Source organism: Pseudomonas sp. GW458-11-26-14-LB4 (assembly GCF_059423925.1).
This window is the reverse complement of record NZ_JBWKYU010000001.1, coordinates 378019-399487: the sequence shown is the minus strand read 5'-3', so window position 1 is coordinate 399487 and position 21469 is coordinate 378019. Positions and strand designations below refer to the sequence as shown.

Below are 21469 nucleotides of genomic sequence, written 5' to 3'. Positions count from 1 at the left end.
GGAATAGGGTGTCGGGCTTAAGGCGTCTTGAGTTCCAGACGGAAATCCACGGCTTTCGGCGTCGGGGCGATGCCCTGGATGAAGCTGGTCTGGGCGCCGTACATCATCTGGCTCTTCCAGACTTCTTCTTCGGCGATCGGGAAACCTTCCGGCCCGAGCCAGGCGAAGCGGTAGTAGAACGTCTTGTTGCTGTTGAGGGTGTTGCTCAACTGCACGTTGACGGTCATGAAGCCGTTTTCGCGGGCCACGCGCATCGCGCCGACCACGATGTGTTTCTGCGGGCCCATGGCCACGACCTTGCTCGCGGCACTGCCCGGCTCCGGTGGTGGCGGGGTGGCGCAACCGCTCGCCAGCAGGGCGAGGGCGGCGACGGCGATGAGTTTGAAGCGCATGCAAAGACTCCGTTCTTAAGGTTGTTTGAGGCTGGCCACGGCGGTGGCGCCAGCGCTCGGGGTCACGTGGGCGGCGAGGCCTGCGGCGAACACCTGATTGCCGACGGCGCGCAGGGTGATCACCTGATAACGCTGATCGACGGTCACCTTGACCTGAGAGCCACCGACGGCGCTCGGCAGAGTGACTTGGTGCTCACCTTTCTTCAAGCGCAGACGTACCACTTGAGTGGTGTCCGGCAGGGTGCGCCACGTACGGGTATCGGCACCTTCGAGCACAGCTGAAGAAATACCGACCGCCAGACCGGCCAGCGGGTTGGTTTCGTTGATCTTCTTCTGGGCCACACCTTTGGTGATTGCGCGCACGGTGGTGCGCAGGATGATCCCCGGCATGTCATCGCGCAGGGCGCGGCGGGACATGGCGGTGGTGCTGTTCAGCGCGGTCAGGTCGACCTGTTGGCCATCGACACCGATCTGCGCGAATGGCGCGGTGGAGGTGTCAGGTTTGATGATCGGGAACGACAGCGGAGTGATCACTACGTTGTTGGAGATTGGCAGCGGCAGCGGCACGCGGATCGAATCGCGGGCCGGCGCCAGACCGCTTTGCACCACGATCAGGATGTCGCTGTCGTCGCTCTTGACCGGCTTGTCGAGGTTGACCAGCGCCTGCTCCAGCAGCGGCGTGTTCGGGCGCAGTTCGGCAGCCTTGCGATAGCCCGGCGCAGCGAGGTCTTTCTCGCCCAGGGCTTCATAAACGAAACCGGCCAGGTAATGGCTGAACGCACTCTGGTAGCTGTTTTTCAGGCCGACCACTTCCGGCGCGTCGAGGCTGGCGACCGGGTAGCCCTGCAAGTCCTTGTATTCGGTCTTGATGCCTTCTTTCTCGGCTTCCTCTTCGCTCTTGAGGTATTCCTTGTCGCGCAGGTCGGCGATCACCGCTTCACGTTCGTGCGTCTTCTTGATCGCGGTACGGGCGCCGTCGAAATCGTTGACCGCCAGCAGGTTCAGGGCCATCTGCGTGGTCAGCATGACTTTTTCGTAGTCGTAGCCTTCGTAGCGGCGCACCTTGTCGTTGACCAGGAAGCTGCCGAACTGGGCCAGGTACTTGTCGGTGTCGAGCTTGACCGAATCTTCCCACTTGCCCACCACCTGGTCGGCGCTGGTCCAGGCATTCTGGCTGCCGGACAGATCGCCCTTGGCGCGCAGCAGCTCACCCTTCTCGAAGTAATAGAGCAGGTCCTTGTCCGGGCCGGTGTTGTTCTTTTCCAGCAGGGTCAGGGCGGCATCGACGTTGCCGGTGGCCAGTTGCTGGTTGGTCTGGGCCAGTTCGGAATCGTAGTTGCGAAACGCCGAACAGCCGGACAGCAGGGTGACAGCGCTGAGCGCGATCAGAGTGGGAGCGCGGAATGCCATGGGGTACTTCTTCCATGAGTAGCGACAGCCTCGGGTGCGGGTCGGGCTGCTGGGACCGATCGACAGTGGCGCTGGCCTCCTGCCAATTCCTCATAACAAGAGGAGCTTTAATGCCGCAACGCGATAGCGCGGGCGCGGCATTATAAGCGGGCGGTGCTGGCTATGTAATAGCTTTTTAATTGCACCGGTTGGTAAGGTGCCATTACTTATTTCAGGCCGGATACCACGCGGCTTTCCGGCGATGTGGAGGCCTGGAAAGCGCTGCCGTTGGCATAGATTCTGTCGCCCAGGGCGCGCAGGCCGATGATCTGACGATCCTGATCGATGCGGATTTTAAGCGGTGCGACACCGGGTGCGGTAGGCAGATTGATCATGTGCTCGCCTTTCTTCAGCCGTAGGCGCAGTACCTGGGTGAGGTTGGGCAGGGTGCGCCAGGTGCGGGTGTCTGCGTGCTCGAATCCATCGTAATGGGTCACATAGGACGCCTTGGCCGGGTTGCGCCGATTGTCGGTGCCCTGGACGTCTGCCGCCAGGAACGCGCGATACGTGGTGCGCTGGATGATCCCGGGCATGTCGTCACGCAGAGTGCGCAAGGACATGTCGGTAATGTTGTTGACCGTGATCAGCTTCTTTGGACGACCGTCGAGGCTGATCTGATCGAAGGGTGGGGTGGACGTGTCGGGCACCATCACCGGAAACGACACATTGGCCACGATCACCTGACCGTCCTCAAGCTTCACCGGATACGGCACTCGCACCGAACTGCGAGCCGGCGCCAGCCCGCTTTGCACGATGATCAGCACATCGCTTTCGCCCGCCTTGAGCCCGGGGCTGTCGAGGTCATGCAATGCCTGTTGGAAGAACGGCATGTCAGGACGCAGTTCTATGGCCTGACGGTAACCGGGTGCGGCCAGATCCTTTTCACCCAGGGCTTCATAAGTGAAGCCGGCCAGATAGTGGCTGAACGCACTTTGATAGCCGTTCTTCAGAGCGATGACCGCCGGCGAGTCCAGCATGACCACCGGGTAACCTTGCAGATCCTTGTAATGCACACGCGCGCCTTGGGCCTTGGCGGCGTTTTCAATGCGCTCGTATTCCAGCTCCCGTTGCCGGGCGATCATTGTTTCGCGTTCGTGGGTTTTCTTGATGTCCGCACGGGCACCGTCGAAGTCATTCACGGCCAACTGATTCAGGGCCATTTGCGTGGTCAGCATGACCTTTTCATAGTCGTAACCATCGTAGCGACGAATCTTGTCGTTGATGATGCTGCCCCATTGATTGCCCAGGGCGGACAGCAACTTGTCGCCGGCGGTTTCTATGGTGTCCTGACGCTGGATCACCATCTGTTCGGCGCTGCGCCAGGCGACCTGACTTTGCGGCAACTCCCCGGCAGCGCTGAGTACCGCGCCTTTCTCGAAGTAATACAGCAGGTCTTTTTCTTCATCCGCGTTATGCGCCTCGATCAGGGCCAGCGCACCGTTGGTGTCGCCCGCTTTCAACTGATCGGTGGTCTGTTGCAGTTCCAGGTCGTAATTGCGGTAGGCCCCGCAACCGCTCAACTGCAAGACGATGCTGAACAAAAGGGAAAACAGCAGGCAATGGCGCATGGCGAGGGGTTCTTCCTTGAACAGAAGGGCGGCTGAAGTGGCGCATTATAGTGGGAGATGATGGCTAATTGCCGGGCAGATTTTTTGACATGATCTGTGCAAAAGTTGCACAGATCATGTGCCAATACTGCCGTGGTCAGGGCGTTTGCGGATTTCTAGACTTGGCCCGACTTATACGCCTCTCTACAGGAACCGCGTCATGACTCTCTCGCAAACGTATCGCTGCAGCTCAGTTTTCAGAATCCTGTTCGCCAGTCTTGGTCTCGCTGCGGTCAGCAGTGCGATGGCCAGTACTGCACCGGATGCTCATCCAACCCTTCGTGCAATATCCGGCGCGGCGCCGATCGAACGCCTCGACCCGAAGACCACCGCGCTGGTGGTGATCGATTTCCAGAACGAGTACTTCAGCGGGCGTCTGCCGATTCCCGACGGCATCGCAGCCATGAACAAGGCCCGTGAGCTGATCCGCTTTGCCGATCAGGCGAAGATTCCAGTGTTCCAGGTCCAGCACGTCGCGCCCGCCGGTTCGCCAGTGTTCGCACAGGGCGGCGAGACCGTGAAGTTTCATCCGCTGATGCAGCCGAGGGCGCAGGATCACGTGCTGCAAAAGACAACGGTCAGCGTGTTCGCCAGCACCGACCTCGATCGGCAGCTCAAGCAGGCCGGCATCAAGACCGTGATTTTCGCCGGGCTGATGACCCACGCCTGCGTTGCCGGCGGTGCCCGGGACGCTGCGCCGTTGGGCTATCAGGTCGTGGTAGCATCCGATGCTTCGGCGACCCGGGCGATCACCCGCGTCAACGGCGACACCGTCGACAAGGACAGCCTGCACCGCGCGGCGCTGGCCGAAATCGAAGACACCTTCGGTGACGTCATGACCACGCAGCAGATCGTTCGCCTGCCACTCGACTGAGGGCTTCGATGAATCAGCTGTTGGCCATGCGCGCGTTCCGTTGCATCGTCGAGTGTCGCGGCTTCACTGCCGCCGCCGAGCGGCTCGACACCACGCATTCGACGATCTCCCGCCAGCTCCAGCAACTGGAGGCGGAGCTCGGCACGCGCCTGATCAACCGCAACACCCGGCGCTTCAGCCTGACCACGGCCGGGCAGCAGTATTACGCCGCGTGCGTGGACATTCTCGATCGCGTCGATCAGGCCGCACTGGCGGTCGGGCAGGCCCGTGAGACACCCAGTGGGCTTTTGCGCATCAGCGCGCCGGTGGTGATCGGCACGCTGGAGCTGGCGTGCTGGTTGCCGGCGTTTCAGCAGCGATATCCGGAGGTTGAGGTCGATCTGTCCTGCGATGACCGTTTTGTCGACCTGATCGCCGAAGGCTTCGATGTCGCGCTGCGCATCTGCGGGCCGCTGGCGGATTCATCCTTGGTGGCGCGTCTGCTGACGGTATCCGAGCTGGTGCTGGTGGCCTCGCCGACCTACGTCGCGCGACACGGTCTGGTGCGCCAGGTCAGTGAGCTGGCCGAACATCAATTGCTCGCGTTCGCCGGCGGTGGCGACTGGTCGCTGACCGATGCGCGCGGGCTGACGACAGCGGTGCGGGCTCAGGGACGGTTCAAGGCGGACTCGATCAGCTCGCTGCATGCGGCGGCGCTGGCCGGTGTGGGGATTGCCGCGTTCACCCGGGCCACGGTGCAGGACGATCTGTTGCGTGGCCGGCTGGTGCAGATCCTGCCCAACTACAGCCTCGGTCAGCGGCATTACTACGCGCTCTATCCTCACGCCCGGCATGTGGCGCTGAAGGTGCAGGTGTTCGTCGAATTCATGGCCGAACACTACCGCAAGGCGAGTGCACCCTTGCGCTAAAAGCCGTCGGGCCGCCAAGAAAGCTTGAGGGAAACGCGCTCGACGTGAACAATATGTAACTTCGCATTTCCACTTGAGACTCATTCATGACTGCCGCGTCCCGATTTCTGGCCTGGCTGGTGTTCCCGTTGTGCGCCCTGAGCAGCTTCAATCTGCTGGCCGACACCGTGGAAGGCGCGCCGCAAGCGCTGCACCTGCTGGATTACATCAGCGCCGATTACCCGCCAACGGTAGCGGCAGGCAAGGTCATCGACGACGGCGAATACCGCGAGCAGCTGGAGTTCACCCAGGTGCTGCAAGGGCTGATCGCCGGCCTGCCTGCCAAGCCTGAGAAAGCGGCTCTCGAACAGGGCGTCACCGCCTTGCACGCCGCGATCTCGGCGAAACAGGACGGCGCGGACGTCGCCCGTCAGGCCCGGCAACTGGGGGCGAAACTGGCGGTGGCTTATGAAGTCAGCCAGGCCCCGATCATCACCCCTGATCCGACCCGTGGTGCGCCGCTCTACGCGCAAAACTGCTCGGTGTGTCACGGCGACACCGGTGCCGGCGACGGCCCGGCGGGTCTCGGCATGACGCCGGCGCCGGCCAATCTGCGCGACGCTGCGCGGATGGATCACCTGAGCCTGTACGCGATCTACAGCACCCTCGGCCAGGGCGTCGAAGGCACTGACATGCCGGCGTTCGCCGATCAACTGGATGACCGTCAGCGTTGGGACCTGGCGACCTACATCGCACAGTTCAGCGCCGATCCGGCCACGGCCAAATCCGACAAGACCTACAATATCGCCGACCTGGCCCGCCAGACCCCGGCCGAAGTGCAGGCTGCCGAAGGCGCTGAAGCCGCCGCGATCTTCCGTGTACAACGGGCGCAGCCGCCGCAGGTCAAGCGCGGCCCGGCGCAGTTGCTCGACTACACCGCCGCGACGCTGGACAAGAGCCTGGCGGCGTACCGCGCCGGTGAGCACGATCAGGCCTATGACCTGTCGGTGGCGGCGTATCTGGAAGGCTTCGAACTGGTCGAAAGCTCGCTGGACAACGTCGACGCCAACGTGCGCAAGGACACCGAAAAATCCCTGATGGCCTATCGGCAATCGCTGCAGGACGGCTTGCCGGTCGAGCAGGCCGAGCAGCGTCTGGACGCGGCCAAGGCCAAGCTCAAGGAATCCGCCGGCCTGTTGGGCAGCGATGGTCTGAGCTGGTCGCTGAGCTACATCTCCGGTCTGCTGATTCTGCTGCGCGAAGGTCTGGAAGCGATTCTGGTGCTGGCAGCGATCCTCGCGTTCCTGCGCAACACCGGCCAGCAATCGGCGGTGCGCAGCGTCAACGTCGGTTGGGGGCTGGCGCTGCTGGCCGGCCTCGGCACCTGGGCACTGGCGGCGTATGTGATCGACGTCAGCGGTTCCCAGCGTGAACTGCTCGAAGGCGCCACGGCGCTGTTCGCCAGCGTCATGGTGTTGTGGCTCGGGGTGTGGATGCACGACCGTCGGCACGCGGCGGCCTGGCAGGATTACATCAAGCAGAGCCTGGTTGGCGGAGGCGGGCGTTTCGGTTTCGCGATCCTGGCGTTCTTCTCGGTGTACCGCGAACTGTTCGAAGTGATCCTGTTCTACGAAACCCTTTGGCTGCAGGCCGGCCCTGCCGGGCATAACGCGGTACTCGCCGGCGGCGCGACGGCGCTGGTGCTGCTGTTCGGTCTGGCGTGGGTGATTCTGCGCGGCTCGGCGAAACTGCCGCTGACGCTGTTCTTCAGCATCAACGCAGCGCTGCTCTGTGCGTTGTCGGTGGTATTCGCCGGCCACGGCGTGAAGGCGTTGCAGGAAGCCGGGATCTTCGGCACCCGGCCGGTGGCGTTCTTCGATTTCGACTGGCTGGGCATTCATGCCGATGCCTATTCGCTGACGGCGCAGGCCGTGGCGATTGCGGCGATTATCGTGCTGTACGGTCGCAGTTGGGTGGCTGAAAAGCGCCGCATGGCGGCTTGAGATGATGCGCGTATGGATCGATGCCGACGCCTGCCCGAAGATGGCCAAGGAGCTGGTGGTCAAGTTCGCCCTCAAGCGTCGCTTCGAAGTGGTGCTGGTGGCGGGGCAGCCGCAGAGCAAACCGGCGCTGGCGATCGTCAAGCTGATCGTGGTGCCGAGCGGCCCGGATGCAGCGGATGATTATCTGGTGGAACACGCGGTGCCGGGCGAACTGGTGATCTGCAGCGACATCCCGCTGGCCGACCGGCTGGTGAAGAAGGGCGTTGCAGCGCTGGACCCGCGAGGCAAGGAGTTCGACGCGCAGAACATGGGTGAGCGGCTGGCGATACGCAACCTGTTCACCGATCTGCGTGAGCAGGGCCAAGTCAGCGGCGGGCCGGCGCCGTTCGGTGACCGCGAGAAGCAGGCGTTTGCCAACGCGCTGGATCGGATCCTCACCAGGCTCACCCGCAAAACCTGAACATTGATCGTTCCCACGCTCTGCGTGGGAATGCCTCTCGGGACGCTTCGCGTCCCAGTCTCACCGCCGATGCAAAGCAGACGCGGAGCGTCCAAGGCTGCATTCCCACGCAGAGCGTGGGAACGATCACGGTCTCCGGTCAGGCGTCGTTTTCGTGGGTCAGTTCCAACACCCGATCCACCAGCTTGTTGATCCCCGAAGCCGCCTCGCTGATCGACTGCGCCAGCATGTACGCCGGGGTGGTCACCAGTTTGCGCGCCTTGTCTTCGACGATATCGGTCACCGCGCAGTCTTCATGGGTGGCGCCCATCTTGTTCATGGCGGCGGCCGTGTCGGCATCGTTGCCGATGGTGCAGGTCACGCCCGGGCCGTAGATCTTCGCGGCCAGTGCCGGCGAGATGCAGATCAGGCCAACAGGCTTGCCCGCTTCGGCAAAGGCTTCGGCCAGCGCCAGCACTTGCGGCTGTACGGTGCAGCCGGCGCCTTCGATGGCGAAGTTCGACAGGTTCTTCGCTGCACCGAAACCGCCTGGCACGATCAGCGCATCGAAGTCCTCGACATCGGCCTCACGCAGATCCTTGACGTTACCCCGGGCGATGCGTGCCGATTCCACCAGCACGTTGCGCGATTCGGGCATTTCTTCACCGGTCAGGTGGTTGATCACATGCAATTGCGCGATGTTCGGGGCGAAGCACTGCACCTGTGCGCCGCGCTGGTCAAGGCGTAACAGGGTAATGACGCTTTCGTAGATCTCGGCGCCGTCGTACACGCCGCAACCGGACAGGATCACTGCAACTTTTTTGCTCATGGGTTTCTCTCCAGATTCATGGCGCTAAATGTCCTCTAATTTGTCGTTCGTTGCCATAGGATCAAGCCGCGGCTACACCTAGGATCTGTGCTACAGATTCCGACCAGGGCGCGTCATGAACTTCATCCTGTATGCGGTACCGTTTTTCTTCGTGTTGATTGCGGTGGAGCTCATCGCCGACCGCTGGCGCGGGGTGAGCAACTATCGCCTGGCCGATGCGGTGAACAGCATCAGCACCGGGGTGTTGTCGACCACCACCGGCCTGTTGACCAAGGGTGTGGGCCTGGTGACCTATGCGTTTGCCCTTGAGCATCTGGCGCTGGTCAGGTTGCCTGCGGACAGCGTCTGGGTCTGGGTGTTTGCCTTTGTCTGCTATGACTTCTGCTATTACTGGCTGCATCGCATGGGCCATGAACGCAACATCCTCTGGGCCGCGCATTCGGTGCATCACCAGAGCGAGGACTACAACCTTTCCACGGCCCTGCGCCAGACCAGTACCGGGTTCCTGCTGAGCTGGATTTTCTACCTGCCGATGGCGGTGCTCGGGGTGCCGCTGCTGGTGTTTGTCAGCGTTGCGGCGCTGAATCTGCTGTATCAGTTCTGGGTCCATACCCGGCACATTCCCAAGCTCGGCTGGTTCGAGTGGTGCTTCGTCACGCCATCCAATCATCGGGCCCACCATGCACAGAACGCTCTCTACATGGATCGCAACTACGGCGGGGTGTTCATTATTTGGGACCGTCTGTTCGGCTCGTTTCAGGAAGAGGACGACAACGAACCGGTGATTTTCGGCGTGACCACGCCGCTGGCGAGCTGGAATCCGTTATGGGCCAACCTGCAGTTCTACGTGCAGCTATGGGATGACGCACGCCGGGCCGAGCGCACCTGGGACAAGATCCGGATCTGGTTCATGCGCACTGGCTGGCGTCCGGCGGACGTCGCGGCGAAGTACCCGATGAGCAAGCCGGACCTGAGTCAGTTCCGCAAGTTCGAGGTGCCGCTGGACTGCCGTCAGCAGTGGTACGTGGGGTTGCAGTTCGGCGTCTATGTCGCGCTGGGCAGCTATCTGCTGAATCTGGAACGCAGTCTGCCCACCGGCGCGTTACTGCTCGGCTGGGGCGCGGTGGCGTTCGGTTTGTTCGTGTTGGGCGTGGCCCTGGAGAATCGCCCATGGGCGGGGAGGCTGGAAGTGCTGCGGCTGGCCTCGAATCTGCCGCTGGTGTGGCTGGCGCCGCTGGTCGGACTCTGGCCGGCCAGCCCGGGAATGTGGGTCGGCCTGCTCAGTTACAGCCTGCTCAGCGCCATCGGGCTGTATTGCTGCCGCCAGCGACTTACTCGGCTGGCGTCTTAGGGTCGGCGGTCTTGGCCATTTCGGCTTTGTGCCGTTCGGCCTTGGCCAGTTGCTCGGCCTGTTCTTCTTCGTAGACCTTTTTCGCCAGCCGGGCATTCTTGAACCGGCGGCGCAGCCACAGGCCCAGGCCGAGCACCAGCAGCGCGCCCAGTACCCACAACTCATACTTCTTGATGCTGCCGAGCATGCCTTCGAGCACAGCACCGAAATGGTAAGCAGCGGCGGCCAGCGCGGTGGCCCAGATCGCGGCGCCGATACCGTTGAGCAGCAGATAACGTCCCGGTGGATAGCCCGACAGGCCGATTGCCACCGGCATCACCGTGCGCAGGCCGTACACGAAGCGAAAGCTCAGGACCCAGATGTCCGGGTGCTTGCGGATGTGTTCCAGCGCGCGGTCGCCCATCATCTGCCAGCGCGGTTTGCGCGCCAGCAGCTTGCGCCCGTGCTTGCGGCCCAGGAAGTACCACAGCTGATCGCCGGCATAGCTGCCGAAGAACGCCACGACCACCACCAGTTTGATGTCCATGTATTCACGGAACGCGAGGAAGCCCGCGAGCACCAGGATGGTTTCGCCTTCGAAAAACGTCCCGAGAAACAGGGCAAAGTAGCCGAAGTCATGCAGAAATTGTTGGAGCATTGTCTGGGTGCTGGCGAAATGAACGCGCAGCCTAACCCTTCGGACACATTCAGGAAAGTGTCGAAATGTGTCTCGACGTGAACATTTCCTACGCTGAGAATGGAATGCGGCTACACGTCACAGGTCTCACACAACTGTCATCTGTTCGTCATAATGGCCGTCTATAACTGTCACGCTCGCCCGTTTGCGCGGGCTCAGGAGTCTGCCGTGAGCTTTACCCCAGCCAACCGTCTGTTCCCTGCCACCCGCCTGCGTCGCAATCGCCGTGATGATTTTTCCCGGCGGCTGGTACGTGAGAATGTGTTGACGGTCGATGACCTGATCCTGCCGGTGTTCGTGCTCGACGGTGAAAACCGCCGCGAAGCCGTGGCCTCGATGCCGGGTGTCGAGCGCCTGACCATCGACCTGCTGCTTGAAGAAGCCGCCAGATGGGTCGAGCTGGGAATTCCGGCGCTGGCGCTGTTCCCGGTTACCCCGCCTGAACTCAAATCCCTCGATGCCGCCGAAGCCTGGAACCCCGAAGGTATCGCCCAGCGCGCCACCCGTGCGCTGCGTGACCGATTCCCCGAACTGGGCGTGATCACCGACGTCGCCCTCGACCCGTTCACCACTCACGGTCAGGACGGCATTCTCGATGAAGAAGGCTATGTGCAGAACGACATCACCGTCGATGCACTGGTCAAGCAAGCGTTGTCCCACGCTGCTGCGGGCGCCCAGGTGGTTGCCCCGTCGGACATGATGGACGGCCGCATCCAGGCCATCCGCGAGGCGCTGGAACTGGCTGGCCACGTCAACGTGCGGATCATGGCCTACTCGGCCAAGTACGCCAGTGCCTACTACGGCCCGTTCCGCGACGCCGTGGGTTCGGCCGCGAACCTGGGCAAGGCGAACAAGGCCTCCTATCAGATGGACCCGGCCAACAGCGACGAAGCGCTGCACGAAGTGGGCGCGGACTTGTCTGAAGGCGCGGACATGGTCATGGTCAAACCCGGCATGCCGTACCTGGACATTTTGTTCCGGGTAAAAGATGCCTTCAAAGTGCCGACTTTCGTCTATCAAGTCAGCGGCGAATACGCCATGCACATGGCGGCGATCCAGAATGGCTGGTTGAGCGAAGGCGTGATCCTCGAATCCCTGACCGCCTTTAAACGTGCCGGCGCTGATGGCATCCTGACTTACTTTGCTGTCCGTGCCGCTCAATTGTTACGAGAGCAGAAATAGCCCTCCCAGGAACATTCGATGAATACCGAAGGACTCACTGAAGTTGCCGTAAAAGAAGCTCAACCCGTGGTCGAGCAGATTACCGAAACCCCGCCGGAACTGGAGCCTGCGCCACCCGCGCCGGCAACCGAGCCTGCCACGGCGGTTCCGGCGATCGCGATTCCCGGCCTGGATGACAGCAGCCTGTACATCCACCGTGAGTTGTCGCAACTGCAGTTCAACATCCGCGTGCTGGAACAGGCGCTGGACGAGTCCTACCCGTTGCTGGAGCGGCTGAAGTTCCTGCTGATCTTCTCCAGCAACCTCGACGAATTCTTCGAAATCCGCGTCGCCGGCCTCAAGAAACAAATCACCTTCGCCCGTGAACAGGCCGGCGCCGACGGCCTGCAACCGCATCAGGCCCTGGCCCGCATCAGCGAACTGGTGCACGGTCATGTCGACCGCCAGTACGCAATCCTCAACGACATCCTGCTGCCGGAGCTGGAAAAACATCAGGTGCGCTTCATCCGTCGCCGTAACTGGACGACCAAGCTCAAGACCTGGGTGCGCCGCTATTTCCGCGACGAGATCGCACCGATCATCACCCCGATCGGCCTCGACCCGACGCACCCGTTCCCGTTGCTGGTGAACAAGAGCCTGAACTTCATCGTCGAGCTCGAAGGTATCGACGCCTTCGGCCGCGACTCCGGTCTTGCGATCATCCCGGCGCCACGTCTGCTGCCGCGGATCATCAAGGTGCCGGAAGAAGTCGGCGGCCCTGGCGACAACTATGTGTTCCTTTCGTCGATGATCCACGCCCACGCCGATGACCTGTTCCAGGGCATGAAGGTGAAGGGCTGCTACCAGTTTCGTCTGACCCGGAACGCCGACCTTGCGCTCGACTCCGAAGACGTCGAAGACCTGGCCCGCGCCCTGCGTGGCGAGTTGTTCTCCCGTCGTTACGGCGACGCCGTGCGCCTGGAAGTTGCCGACACCTGCCCGAAACACCTGTCGGACTACCTGCTCAAGCAGTTCAACCTGAGCGAGACCGAGCTGTATCAGGTCAACGGCCCGGTGAACCTGACGCGTCTGTTCAGCATCACCGGTCTGGACAGCCATCCGGAGCTGCAATACACGCCGTTCACGCCGCAGATTCCGAAACTGCTGCAAAACAGCGAAAACATTTTCAGCGTGATCAGCAAGCAGGACATCCTGCTGCTGCACCCGTTCGAGTCGTTCACCCCGGTGGTCGACCTGCTGCGCCAGGCCGCGAAAGACCCGCACGTTCTGGCCGTGCGCCAGACCCTGTACCGTTCCGGCGCCAACTCGGAAATCGTCGATGCGCTGGTGGACGCCGCGCGTAATGGCAAGGAAGTGACGGCGGTCATCGAGCTGCGTGCGCGCTTCGACGAAGAGTCCAACCTGCAACTGGCCAGCCGTCTGCAAGCGGCGGGCGCGGTGGTGATTTACGGCGTGGTCGGCTTCAAGACCCACGCCAAGATGATGCTGATCCTGCGCCGCGAGGCCGGCGAGATCGTGCGTTACGCGCACCTCGGCACCGGTAACTACCACGCCGGCAACGCCCGTCTGTACACCGACTACAGCCTGCTGACTTCCGACGACGCTTTGTGCGAAGACGTCGGCAAACTGTTCAGCCAGTTGATCGGCATGGGTAAAACGTTGCGCATGAAGAAGCTGCTGCATGCGCCGTTCACCCTGAAGAAGGGCATGCTCGACATGATCCTGCGCGAGACGCAATTCGCGCTCGACGGCAAGCCGGCGCACATCATCGCCAAGTTCAACTCGCTGACCGATCCGAAGATCATCCGCGCGCTGTACAAGGCCAGCCAGTCCGGCGTGCGCATCGATCTGGTGGTGCGCGGCATGTGCTGTCTGCGTCCGGGCATCGCCGGGGTTTCGCACAACATTCACGTGCGCTCGATCATCGGTCGCTTCCTTGAGCACACCCGGGTGTTCTACTTCCTGAACGGCGGCGAGGAGCAGATGTTCCTGTCCAGCGCCGACTGGATGGAGCGCAACCTCGACAAGCGCGTCGAGACCTGCTTCCCGGTGGAAGGCAAGAAGCTGCTGACCCGGGTCAAGAAAGAGCTGGAGCTGTACCTGACCGACAACACCCACAGCTGGAGCCTGCAATCGGACGGCCGCTACATCCGCAACACGCCGACCGGCAACCAGAACCCGCGCAGTGCGCAGGCGACGCTGCTGGAGCGGTTGGGCAGCCCGATTCTGCCGGTGAGCAGCTGACCGCAGGTTTCAACGCCATAAAAAAGGCGATCCATCCGGATCGCCTTTTTTGTGCCTGCCCGTTACTCAATGCACGGTCAGAACAACCCCCACCCGCGTCAGCCACTCCGCCTCAAGCCCGAAATCCGCCTGAGTCAGCTGATTCTCATCCAGCCAGTTCTCCGGGAATTCCACGTCGAGGTTGTTGCCGTTGGCATGCAACGCCACTTGCGGCATCGCCTGGGTACCACGGATGTGGTGGAACAGGATGGCGAAACGCAGCAGCACGCACAGGCGGATCAGCTTGTCGCCGTCGTCGCCGAACTCGGCAAACTTGTCCTTGGGGATGTTGCGGCGGTGGCCACGCACCAGCAGGGCGAGCATTTGCTGATCTTCGCGGGAGAACCCGGCGAGGTCCGAGTGCTCGATCAGGTAAGCGCCGTGTTTATGGTAGTGATAGTGAGCGATGTCGAGCCCGACTTCGTGCACTTTCGCCGCCCAGCCCAGCAGTTCGCGCCAGATGCCGTCGTCCAGCTCCCAGTCCACGGCCACTTGATCAAACGCGTGCAAGGCTTTGCGCTCGACCCGTGCAGCCTGTTCGAGGTCGACGTGGTAGCGCTCCATCAGCGAGGTCAGGGTGCGTTCGCGCACGTCTTCGTGGTGATGGCGACCCAGCAGGTCGTAGAGCACACCTTCACGCAGCGCGCCTTCGCAGTGATCCATGCGTTGCAGTTCGAGGGCGTCGAAGATCGCTTCGAGAATCGCCAGACCCGCCGGGAAGATCGCGCGACGGTCAGGTTTGATGCCTTCAAAATCGATCTTGTCGACATCGCCGAGCTTGAACAGGCGGCGCTTGAGCCACGCCAGACCTTCGGCATTCACTTCGCCGGTGCCATGACCGCCGGCCTTCAGCGCCAGGCCGATGGCGCGGATGGTGCCCGAGGAGCCGATGGCTTCATCCCAGGTCAGGCGGTGCAGGGCGTGTTCGATGCTCATGATTTCCAGACGCGCCGCCGTGTACGCCTGGGCGTAGCGCGCCGGGGTGATCTTGCCGTCCTTGAAATAGCGCTGGGTGAAGCTCACGCAGCCCATTTGCAGGCTTTCGCGCAGCAGCGGTTCGAAACGCTGGCCGATGATGAATTCGGTACTGCCGCCGCCGATGTCGGCGACCAGGCGTTTGCCCGGGGTGTCGGCGAGGGTGTGGGACACGCCAAGGTAGATCAGGCGGGCCTCTTCACGGCCGGAGATGACTTCCACCGGATGGCCGAGGATTTCTTCGGCGCGGCGGATGAATTCGCCACGGTTGCGCGCCTCGCGCAGGGCGTTGGTGCCGACGATCCTCACGGCGCCCAGTGGCATGCCGTTGATCAGTTGAGCAAAGCGCTTGAGACAGTCGAGGCCGCGCTGCATGGATTCTTCGTTGAGCTGACGCTCATCGTCGATGCCGGCGGCCAGCTGAACCTTTTCACCGAGCCGTTCGAGAATACGGATTTCGCCGTTCTGGGCCTTGGCCACGACCATATGGAAGCTGTTGGAGCCCAGGTCGATCGCGGCGATCAGGGACAGATTCTTGGCTTGGGATTGCGGCATGGTCTGGGGGTCTCGGTCGATAACCCCGACATCGTGCCACGATCAAACGCTGCCGCCAACGCGCATGGTTCAAACCCTTGATTTAGCGCACTGACGGCCAGCTTTCAGCCTGCGGCATCCACGGTTCCGATGAAATTCGCCAGCTCCGGCGTCTGCGGATCGGCAAACAGCACTTTCGGATCCCCCACCTCGTGCACCTTGCCCTGGTGCATGAACACCAGTTTGTCCCCGACCTCCCGGGCGAAGCGCATTTCGTGGGTTACCATGATCAATGTCATGCCTTCTTTCGCGAGCTGGCGGACCACGCTGAGCACTTCGTTGACCAGCTCCGGGTCCAGCGCCGAGGTGATCTCGTCACACAGCAGCACCTTGGGTGACATCGCCAGCGCCCGGGCAATCGCCACCCGTTGCTGCTGGCCACCCGAGAGGCGTTCCGGGAACGCATCGAACTTCTCGCCCAGGCCGACGCGCTCGAGCATCTGCCGCGCCAGTTCTTGCGCCTTGGCCTTGGGCACTTTCTGCACCACCTGTGGCGCGAGCATCACGTTTTCGCCGACCGTCAGGTGCGGGAAAAGGTTGAACTGCTGAAACACCATCCCGACTTTCTGCCGCAGGCTGCGCAGATCGGCGCGGGCGGCGTCGAGGTATTCGCCATCGACTTCGATCACGCCGTCGTTGATCGACTCCAGACCGTTGAGGGTGCGCAGCAGGGTGGACTTGCCCGAGCCGCTGCGGCCGATGATCGCCACCACCTGGCCTTCCTCGACGCTCAGGTCGATGCCTTTGAGCACGTGGTGATCGCCGTAGTATTTATGCAGGGCGGAAATTCTAAGCAGAGGCATGCAGTCTCCTTTCCAGATAGCGCGCACTGAGGGACAGGGGGTAACAGAGCAGGAAGTAGCCCAGGGCAACGAGGCCGTAGACCATGAACGGTTCGAAGGTGGCGTTGGCGAGCATGCCGCCGGTCTTGGTCAGTTCGGTGAAGCCGATGATCGAGGTCACCGCGGTGCCCTTGACCACTTGCACCGAGAAACCCACGGTCGGCGCTACGGCGATGCGCAGCGCTTGCGGCAGGATCACGTAGCGCAGTTGCTCCAGCGGATTCAGCGCCAGGCTCGACGAAGCTTCCCACTGACCATTGGGAATCGCCTCGACGCAGCCGCGCCAGATCTCCGCCAGATAAGCACTGGTGAACAGCGTCAGGGCAATCGCCGCCGCCATCCACGGCGAAATCTCCACCCCGGCCAGCGCCACGCCGAAGAACACCAGAAACAACTGCATCAACAGCGGCGTGCCCTGAAACAGTTCGATCCAGGTGCGGGCGATGCTGCTGGGCAGCGGGTTCTTCGAGATGCGCATGATCAGGATCAGCAATCCGACGATCCCGCCGCCGATGAATGCCACCAGCGACAGCGCCAGCGTCCATTGCAGGCCGGTCAACAGGTTGCGCAGGATGTCCCAGAACGTGAAGTCGCTCATTGGCTGCTCCTTGCGCTGCTTTTCGACAGGTAGCGCCGACCGAGCCAGTTCAACAGCTGACGGATCAGCAGCGCCATGCACAGATAAATGAGGGTGGTCAGGGCGTAGGTTTCAAAGGCGCGGAAGTTGCGCGACTGAATGAAGTTGGCGGCGAAGCTCAACTCTTCGGTGGCGATCTGCGAACACACCGCCGACCCGAGCATGACGATGATGATCTGGCTGCTCAGAGCCGGCCACACTTTGCCCAGTGCCGGCAGCAGCACCACGTGGCGGAACGCTTCGAAACGGCTCATCGCCAATGCCGCCGCAGCTTCCAGCTGCCCACGCGGAATCGCCTGGATGCCGGCGCGGATGATCTCGGTCGAATACGCACCGAGGTTGATCACCATCGCCAGCACTGCCGCCTGCCACTCGGAAATCTGCACGCCGAGGGACGGCAGGCCGAAGAAGATGAAGAACAGTTGCACCAGAAATGGCGTGTTGCGGATCAACTCCACATAAACGCCGAAGATCGTCGAGAACGGGTGGATGTTCCACGCCCGCACCAGCGCCCCGACGATGCCCACGCCAACCCCGAGCAGCGCGCCGATGGCCGTCAGCTCAAGGGTAAGCAACGCCCCGCGCAACAGCAGGTCGGTGTTTTCCACCACCGGCAAGAAATCGAACTGATAGGCCATGAAAGTCTCCCGCGTCGCCGGTCAGAGGTCGGCCGGCAGCGGCTCTTTGAGCCAGGTCTGCGCGTTCTTTTCCAGCGCGCCGTCAGCCTTGGCGGTGGCCAGGATCTCGTTGACCTTGCCCAGCAGCGCCGGCTCGTTCTTGTTCACGCCGACGTAGACCGGCGAATCCTTGAGCTTCACTTTCAGCGCGGGTACGCGTTTCGGGTTCTTTTCGCTGATTGCGACCATTACCACGTTGCCGCTGGCGATCAGGTCGACCTGGCCTGCGAGGTAGGCGGCGATAGTCGAGTTGTTGTCTTCGAAGCGTTTGATGGTCACGCCTTCAGGGGCGACCTTGGTCAGCTCGATGTCTTCGATGGCACCACGGGTGACGCTGATGGTTTTGCCCTTGAGATCGTCGAGGGTGCTGACCGCTGCGTCCGGCGGGCCGAACACGGCGAGGTAGAACGGCGCGTAGGCGCGGGAGAAATCGATGACCTTCTCGCGCTCGGGATTCTTGCCGAGGCTGGAAATCACCAGATCGACCTTGCCGGTGGTCAGGAACGGAATGCGGTTGGTGCTGTTGACCGGGGTCAGTTCGAGTTTGACCTTGAGCTGCTCGGCCAGCAGTTTCGCCGTATCGATATCGAGGCCGCGCGGCTTCATGTCCGGGCCGACCGAGCCGAACGGCGGGAAGTCCTGAGGCACCGCGACTTTCAAAGTGCCGCGCTTGACCACGTCATCCAGACCGTCGGCATGGGCAGGGGCCTGGTTCAGCATCAAACCGGCAAACAGGGCGGCGAGGAGGGCGCTGTAACGCTTCGTCATGGACAATCTCCGGATCGGCGGGAAGTGAATTCTGCGATCGGACAGAGCATGGGCCGTGCCAAGACTGAGGTTCGGCCCCGCAAAGCCACGGGTTTAGCGGGTTTGTTCGGTCTTACTGGTCTGAACAGTCAGGTCGGGTTTCGCACTGCGATAGCGCATCGACGCGCACCGTCGAACCCCGCTGGGGCACGACTTGCCTGATGCCTCGAATAGCATTACAACTGGCCGCACCTTGGCCTGGTCCGTCTGGAAAACCATGAACTCGATCTCCCGCGCCGTACCCGAAGTGGCGCTGCAAGCGATCCGCAAACTGATTACCGAGCAGGGCTTCGGTCCCGGCGATGCGCTGCCTTCGCAACGGGATCTGGCGGTTCAGCTGGGCGTCAGCCGCGCGTCATTGCGTGAGGCGTTGTCGTCCTTGAGTGCGCTGGGTGTGGTCAGCATTCAGCCGGGCAAGGGCGTGTTCGTGCAGGCGCCGGTGGAATTGCCGCGCGGCGATGGCGCTCCGGCCTGGCCGTTTGCAGCCCAGGCGTCGCCGCTGGAGATCTTTCAGTTGCGCTATGCGCTGGAAGGGTTCGCGGCCGGTCTGGCGGCGGTGACGCTGAGCACCTTTGATCTGGACGAACTGGAAGACAATGTCGCCGCCATGCGCGAACAACTGCGCGCCGGCGACTTCGAGGCCGCGGCGAAACTGGATTTCGAATTCCACCGGCGGATCCTGCTGGCCAGCGGCAATCAGGCGATGCTGAGCATCCTCACTGCCAGCGCCGACATCTTTCTGGAGAGCCAGAAACTACCGTTCATCCGCGCCGAACGGGCCATGGAAACCTGGCAGGAACACCGCAAGATCCTCCGCGCACTGGCCCGTCGGGCTTCCGCTGCCGCGCAGAAAGCCATGCAGGAGCACGTGCGCAATGCGGCGCTGCGCACCGGAATTTCCTTCATTGCCCCCGCCAGCGCGTGACTTGAGCTATACCCAAACTCATCGAGTGCCATAGCAAGACTCAATCATCTGCGGCTTCCTGAACAAGGGAAGGGCGGCTATGATGGGCCACGTTTTTTTGCTTACAACCTGGAGAATTCCATGAGCAGCGATCTGATCAAACACGTTAGCGACGCTAGCTTCGAAGCCGACGTACTCAAGGCCGAAGGCGCTGTCCTGGTCGACTACTGGGCTGAATGGTGCGGCCCTTGCAAAATGATCGCTCCGGTTCTGGACGAGATTGCAGAGACTTACAAAGGCAAGCTGACCGTTGCCAAACTGAACATCGACGAAAACCAGGAAACCCCTGCCAAGCACGGCGTACGTGGTATTCCGACCCTGATGCTGTTCAAGAACGGCAACGTTGAAGCGACCAAGGTCGGCGCTCTGTCGAAGTCGCAACTGGCTGCTTTCCTCGACGCCAACATCTAAGCGTCGCTGTAAAGATTGTCCTCAAAAAGCCCCGCAAATTGCGGGGCTTTTTGCGTATTCAGGGCTAGACGCTCCGAAACTCAGGTGATACATTCGGCCCCGCACTGGTTTCTCCACTGCCCCCTGCTAGCCGTCGCCGACGCACTCCTTTTCGAATAAGTACGCGATCCTGTCGCCTTCTCCGCGGCGCGGCCTCATTAAGCCAAAAGCTTAATTTCCCCCCTCCATAAATGATTACGTCATTCCTATATGAATCTGACTGAACTCAAGCAAAAGCCGATTACCGAACTGCTCGAATTGGCCGAACAGATGGGCATAGAAAATATGGCCCGTTCGCGCAAGCAGGACGTGATTTTCTCCCTGCTGAAAAAGCACGCTAAAAGCGGTGAGGAAATCTCCGGTGATGGCGTGCTGGAGATTCTCCAGGACGGCTTCGGCTTCCTGCGCTCCGCTGACGCTTCCTACCTCGCCGGCCCTGACGACATCTACGTCTCGCCGAGCCAGATCCGCCGTTTCAACTTGCGCACCGGTGACACCATCGTTGGCAAGATCCGCCCGCCGAAGGAAGGCGAGCGTTATTTCGCCCTGCTCAAGGTCGACACGATCAACTTCGATCGTCCTGAGAACGCGAAGAACAAGATTCTCTTCGAGAACCTGACCCCGCTGTTCCCGACCGTGCGCATGAAGATGGAAGCCGGCAACGGTTCCACCGAAGACCTGACCGGTCGTGTGATCGACCTGTGCGCCCCGATCGGCAAAGGCCAGCGCGGTCTGATCGTTGCACCGCCGAAAGCCGGTAAAACGATCATGCTGCAGAACATCGCAGCGAACATCGCCCGTAACAACCCTGAAGTTCACCTGATCGTGCTGTTGATCGACGAACGTCCGGAAGAAGTGACCGAAATGCAGCGCACCGTGCGCGGCGAAGTGGTTGCCTCGACCTTCGACGAGCCGCCGACCCGTCACGTGCAAGTGGCTGAAATGGTGATCGAGAAGGCCAAGCGCCTGGTAGAACACAAGAAGGACGTGGTGATCCTGCTCGACTCCATCACCCGTCTGGCCCGTGCCTACAACACCGTGATCCCGAGCTCCGGCAAGGTGCTGACCGGTGGTGTCGATGCTCACGCCCTGGAGAAACCGAAGCGTTTCTTCGGCGCTGCGCGCAACATCGAAGAAGGCGGCTCGCTGACCATCATCGCCACCGCGTTGGTTGAAACCGGCTCGAAGATGGACGAAGTGATCTACGAAGAGTTCAAGGGCACCGGCAACATGGAGCTGCCACTGGACCGTCGTATCGCCGAGAAGCGTGTGTTCCCGGCCATCAACATCAACAAGTCCGGTACCCGTCGCGAAGAGCTGCTGACCGCCGACGACGAACTGCAGCGTATGTGGATCCTGCGCAAACTGCTGCACCCGATGGATGAAGTTGCCGCCATCGAGTTCCTGGTCGACAAGCTGAAAACGACCAAGACCAACGACGAATTCTTCCTGTCGATGAAACGCAAGTAACATCGCTGGTGGGTTCAGAAAAATGGCGCCCCTGGAGGGCGCCATTTTTTTTGCCACGGTTCGGCTGCCCCGACCTTCCGG

20 protein-coding genes are annotated in these 21469 nt (G+C 61.8%); 10 read left to right on the top strand and 10 right to left on the bottom strand.

Annotated features, from left to right (window positions below; genetic code table 11):
- Window positions 1–17: 17 nt before the first annotated feature.
- From AC07XZ_RS01820 to AC07XZ_RS01810, 3 genes are all read right to left on the bottom strand, one after another.
- Window positions 18–392 carry a YcfL family putative periplasmic lipoprotein gene (locus AC07XZ_RS01820; protein WP_011336502.1) on the bottom strand — a complete coding sequence of 125 codons (375 nt, stop codon included), beginning with the start codon at window positions 390–392 and terminating at the stop codon, window positions 18–20.
- A gap of 15 nt (window positions 393–407) precedes the next feature.
- On the bottom strand, window positions 408–1802 hold the full coding sequence (locus tag AC07XZ_RS01815; protein ID WP_007951845.1) for a COG3014 family protein: 1395 nt from the start codon (window positions 1800–1802) through the stop codon (window positions 408–410).
- 206 nt (window positions 1803–2008) lie between these two features.
- A complete protein-coding gene (locus AC07XZ_RS01810; protein WP_102685845.1) occupies window positions 2009–3409 on the bottom strand; it encodes a COG3014 family protein in 1401 nt (466 codons plus the stop codon).
- A 199-nt stretch (window positions 3410–3608) separates the two neighbouring features.
- Between AC07XZ_RS01810 and AC07XZ_RS01805 the strand changes: the two genes are divergently transcribed.
- The 4 genes from AC07XZ_RS01805 (at window position 3609) to AC07XZ_RS01790 (ending at window position 7672) form a co-directional block, all read left to right on the top strand.
- Complete coding sequence (locus AC07XZ_RS01805; RefSeq protein ID WP_236188245.1) at window positions 3609–4322, top strand: cysteine hydrolase family protein; 714 nt, start codon at window positions 3609–3611, stop codon at window positions 4320–4322.
- 8 nt (window positions 4323–4330) lie between these two features.
- Window positions 4331–5230: a LysR family transcriptional regulator gene (locus AC07XZ_RS01800; protein ID WP_085746764.1), complete on the top strand. Its 900-nt coding sequence runs from the start codon at window positions 4331–4333 to the stop codon at window positions 5228–5230.
- Window positions 5231–5316: 86 nt separating this feature from the next.
- Entirely contained in the window at window positions 5317–7212 is a 1896-nt protein-coding gene (locus AC07XZ_RS01795; protein WP_102685844.1) for an FTR1 family protein, read from the top strand.
- Between the two features lie 4 nt (window positions 7213–7216).
- Window positions 7217–7672, top strand: a complete 456-nt coding sequence (locus tag AC07XZ_RS01790; protein ID WP_102685891.1) for a YaiI/YqxD family protein — start codon at window positions 7217–7219, stop codon at window positions 7670–7672.
- 139 nt (window positions 7673–7811) lie between these two features.
- Here the strand turns inward: AC07XZ_RS01790 and elbB are convergent, their stop codons facing one another.
- Window positions 7812–8480, bottom strand: a complete 669-nt coding sequence (elbB, locus tag AC07XZ_RS01785) for an isoprenoid biosynthesis glyoxalase ElbB (RefSeq protein WP_102685843.1) — start codon at window positions 8478–8480, stop codon at window positions 7812–7814.
- 115 nt (window positions 8481–8595) lie between these two features.
- On the opposite strand from elbB, the gene AC07XZ_RS01780 reads away from it, so the two are divergent.
- Complete coding sequence (locus AC07XZ_RS01780; RefSeq protein WP_102685842.1) at window positions 8596–9831, top strand: sterol desaturase family protein; 1236 nt, start codon at window positions 8596–8598, stop codon at window positions 9829–9831.
- Here the strand turns inward: AC07XZ_RS01780 and AC07XZ_RS01775 are convergent.
- On the bottom strand, window positions 9812–10468 hold the full coding sequence (locus AC07XZ_RS01775) for a DedA family protein (RefSeq protein WP_085746760.1): 657 nt from the start codon (window positions 10466–10468) through the stop codon (window positions 9812–9814). The genes AC07XZ_RS01780 and AC07XZ_RS01775 overlap by 20 nt on opposite strands.
- A 207-nt stretch (window positions 10469–10675) precedes the next feature.
- Between AC07XZ_RS01775 and hemB the strand changes: the two genes are divergently transcribed.
- Together hemB and ppk1 are read left to right on the top strand one after the other, a co-directional pair.
- Window positions 10676–11689: a porphobilinogen synthase gene (gene hemB, locus AC07XZ_RS01770; RefSeq protein ID WP_102685841.1), complete on the top strand. Its 1014-nt coding sequence runs from the start codon at window positions 10676–10678 to the stop codon at window positions 11687–11689.
- 18 nt (window positions 11690–11707) lie between these two features.
- Window positions 11708–13933 carry a polyphosphate kinase 1 gene (gene ppk1 / locus AC07XZ_RS01765; protein ID WP_085746759.1) on the top strand — a complete coding sequence of 742 codons (2226 nt, stop codon included), beginning with the start codon at window positions 11708–11710 and terminating at the stop codon, window positions 13931–13933.
- A gap of 66 nt (window positions 13934–13999) precedes the next feature.
- Here ppk1 and ppx read toward each other — a convergent pair whose 3' ends face one another.
- The 5 genes from ppx to AC07XZ_RS01740 form a co-directional block, all read right to left on the bottom strand.
- Window positions 14000–15502, bottom strand: a complete 1503-nt coding sequence (gene ppx, locus AC07XZ_RS01760; protein ID WP_102685840.1) for an exopolyphosphatase — start codon at window positions 15500–15502, stop codon at window positions 14000–14002.
- Between the two features lie 104 nt (window positions 15503–15606).
- Window positions 15607–16344: an amino acid ABC transporter ATP-binding protein gene (locus AC07XZ_RS01755; RefSeq protein ID WP_102685839.1), complete on the bottom strand. Its 738-nt coding sequence runs from the start codon at window positions 16342–16344 to the stop codon at window positions 15607–15609.
- The gene (locus tag AC07XZ_RS01750) at window positions 16331–16981 is read right to left on the bottom strand and encodes an amino acid ABC transporter permease (protein WP_007951832.1); all 651 of its coding nucleotides are present in this window, start codon (window positions 16979–16981) and stop codon (window positions 16331–16333) included. The genes AC07XZ_RS01755 and AC07XZ_RS01750 overlap by 14 nt, the downstream gene beginning before the upstream one ends.
- Complete coding sequence (locus AC07XZ_RS01745) at window positions 16978–17658, bottom strand: amino acid ABC transporter permease (protein ID WP_102685838.1); 681 nt, start codon at window positions 17656–17658, stop codon at window positions 16978–16980. The genes AC07XZ_RS01750 and AC07XZ_RS01745 overlap by 4 nt, the downstream gene beginning before the upstream one ends.
- A gap of 21 nt (window positions 17659–17679) precedes the next feature.
- Window positions 17680–18465 (bottom strand): transporter substrate-binding domain-containing protein, encoded by a 786-nt coding sequence (locus AC07XZ_RS01740; RefSeq protein ID WP_102685837.1) that lies wholly within the window; start codon window positions 18463–18465, stop codon window positions 17680–17682.
- A 256-nt stretch (window positions 18466–18721) separates the two neighbouring features.
- Here AC07XZ_RS01740 and AC07XZ_RS01735 point away from each other — a divergent pair, with 256 nt between their 5' ends.
- The 3 genes from AC07XZ_RS01735 to rho all read left to right on the top strand — a co-directional run bounded on the left by AC07XZ_RS01735 (window position 18722) and on the right by rho (window position 21388).
- A complete protein-coding gene (locus AC07XZ_RS01735) occupies window positions 18722–19429 on the top strand; it encodes a FadR/GntR family transcriptional regulator (RefSeq protein ID WP_102685836.1) in 708 nt (235 codons plus the stop codon).
- Window positions 19430–19549: 120 nt separating this feature from the next.
- Entirely contained in the window at window positions 19550–19879 is a 330-nt protein-coding gene (trxA, locus tag AC07XZ_RS01730) for a thioredoxin TrxA (RefSeq protein ID WP_003206727.1), read from the top strand.
- 249 nt (window positions 19880–20128) lie between these two features.
- Window positions 20129–21388, top strand: a complete 1260-nt coding sequence (gene rho / locus AC07XZ_RS01725; protein ID WP_011336486.1) for a transcription termination factor Rho — start codon at window positions 20129–20131, stop codon at window positions 21386–21388.
- Window positions 21389–21469 lie beyond the last annotated feature (81 nt).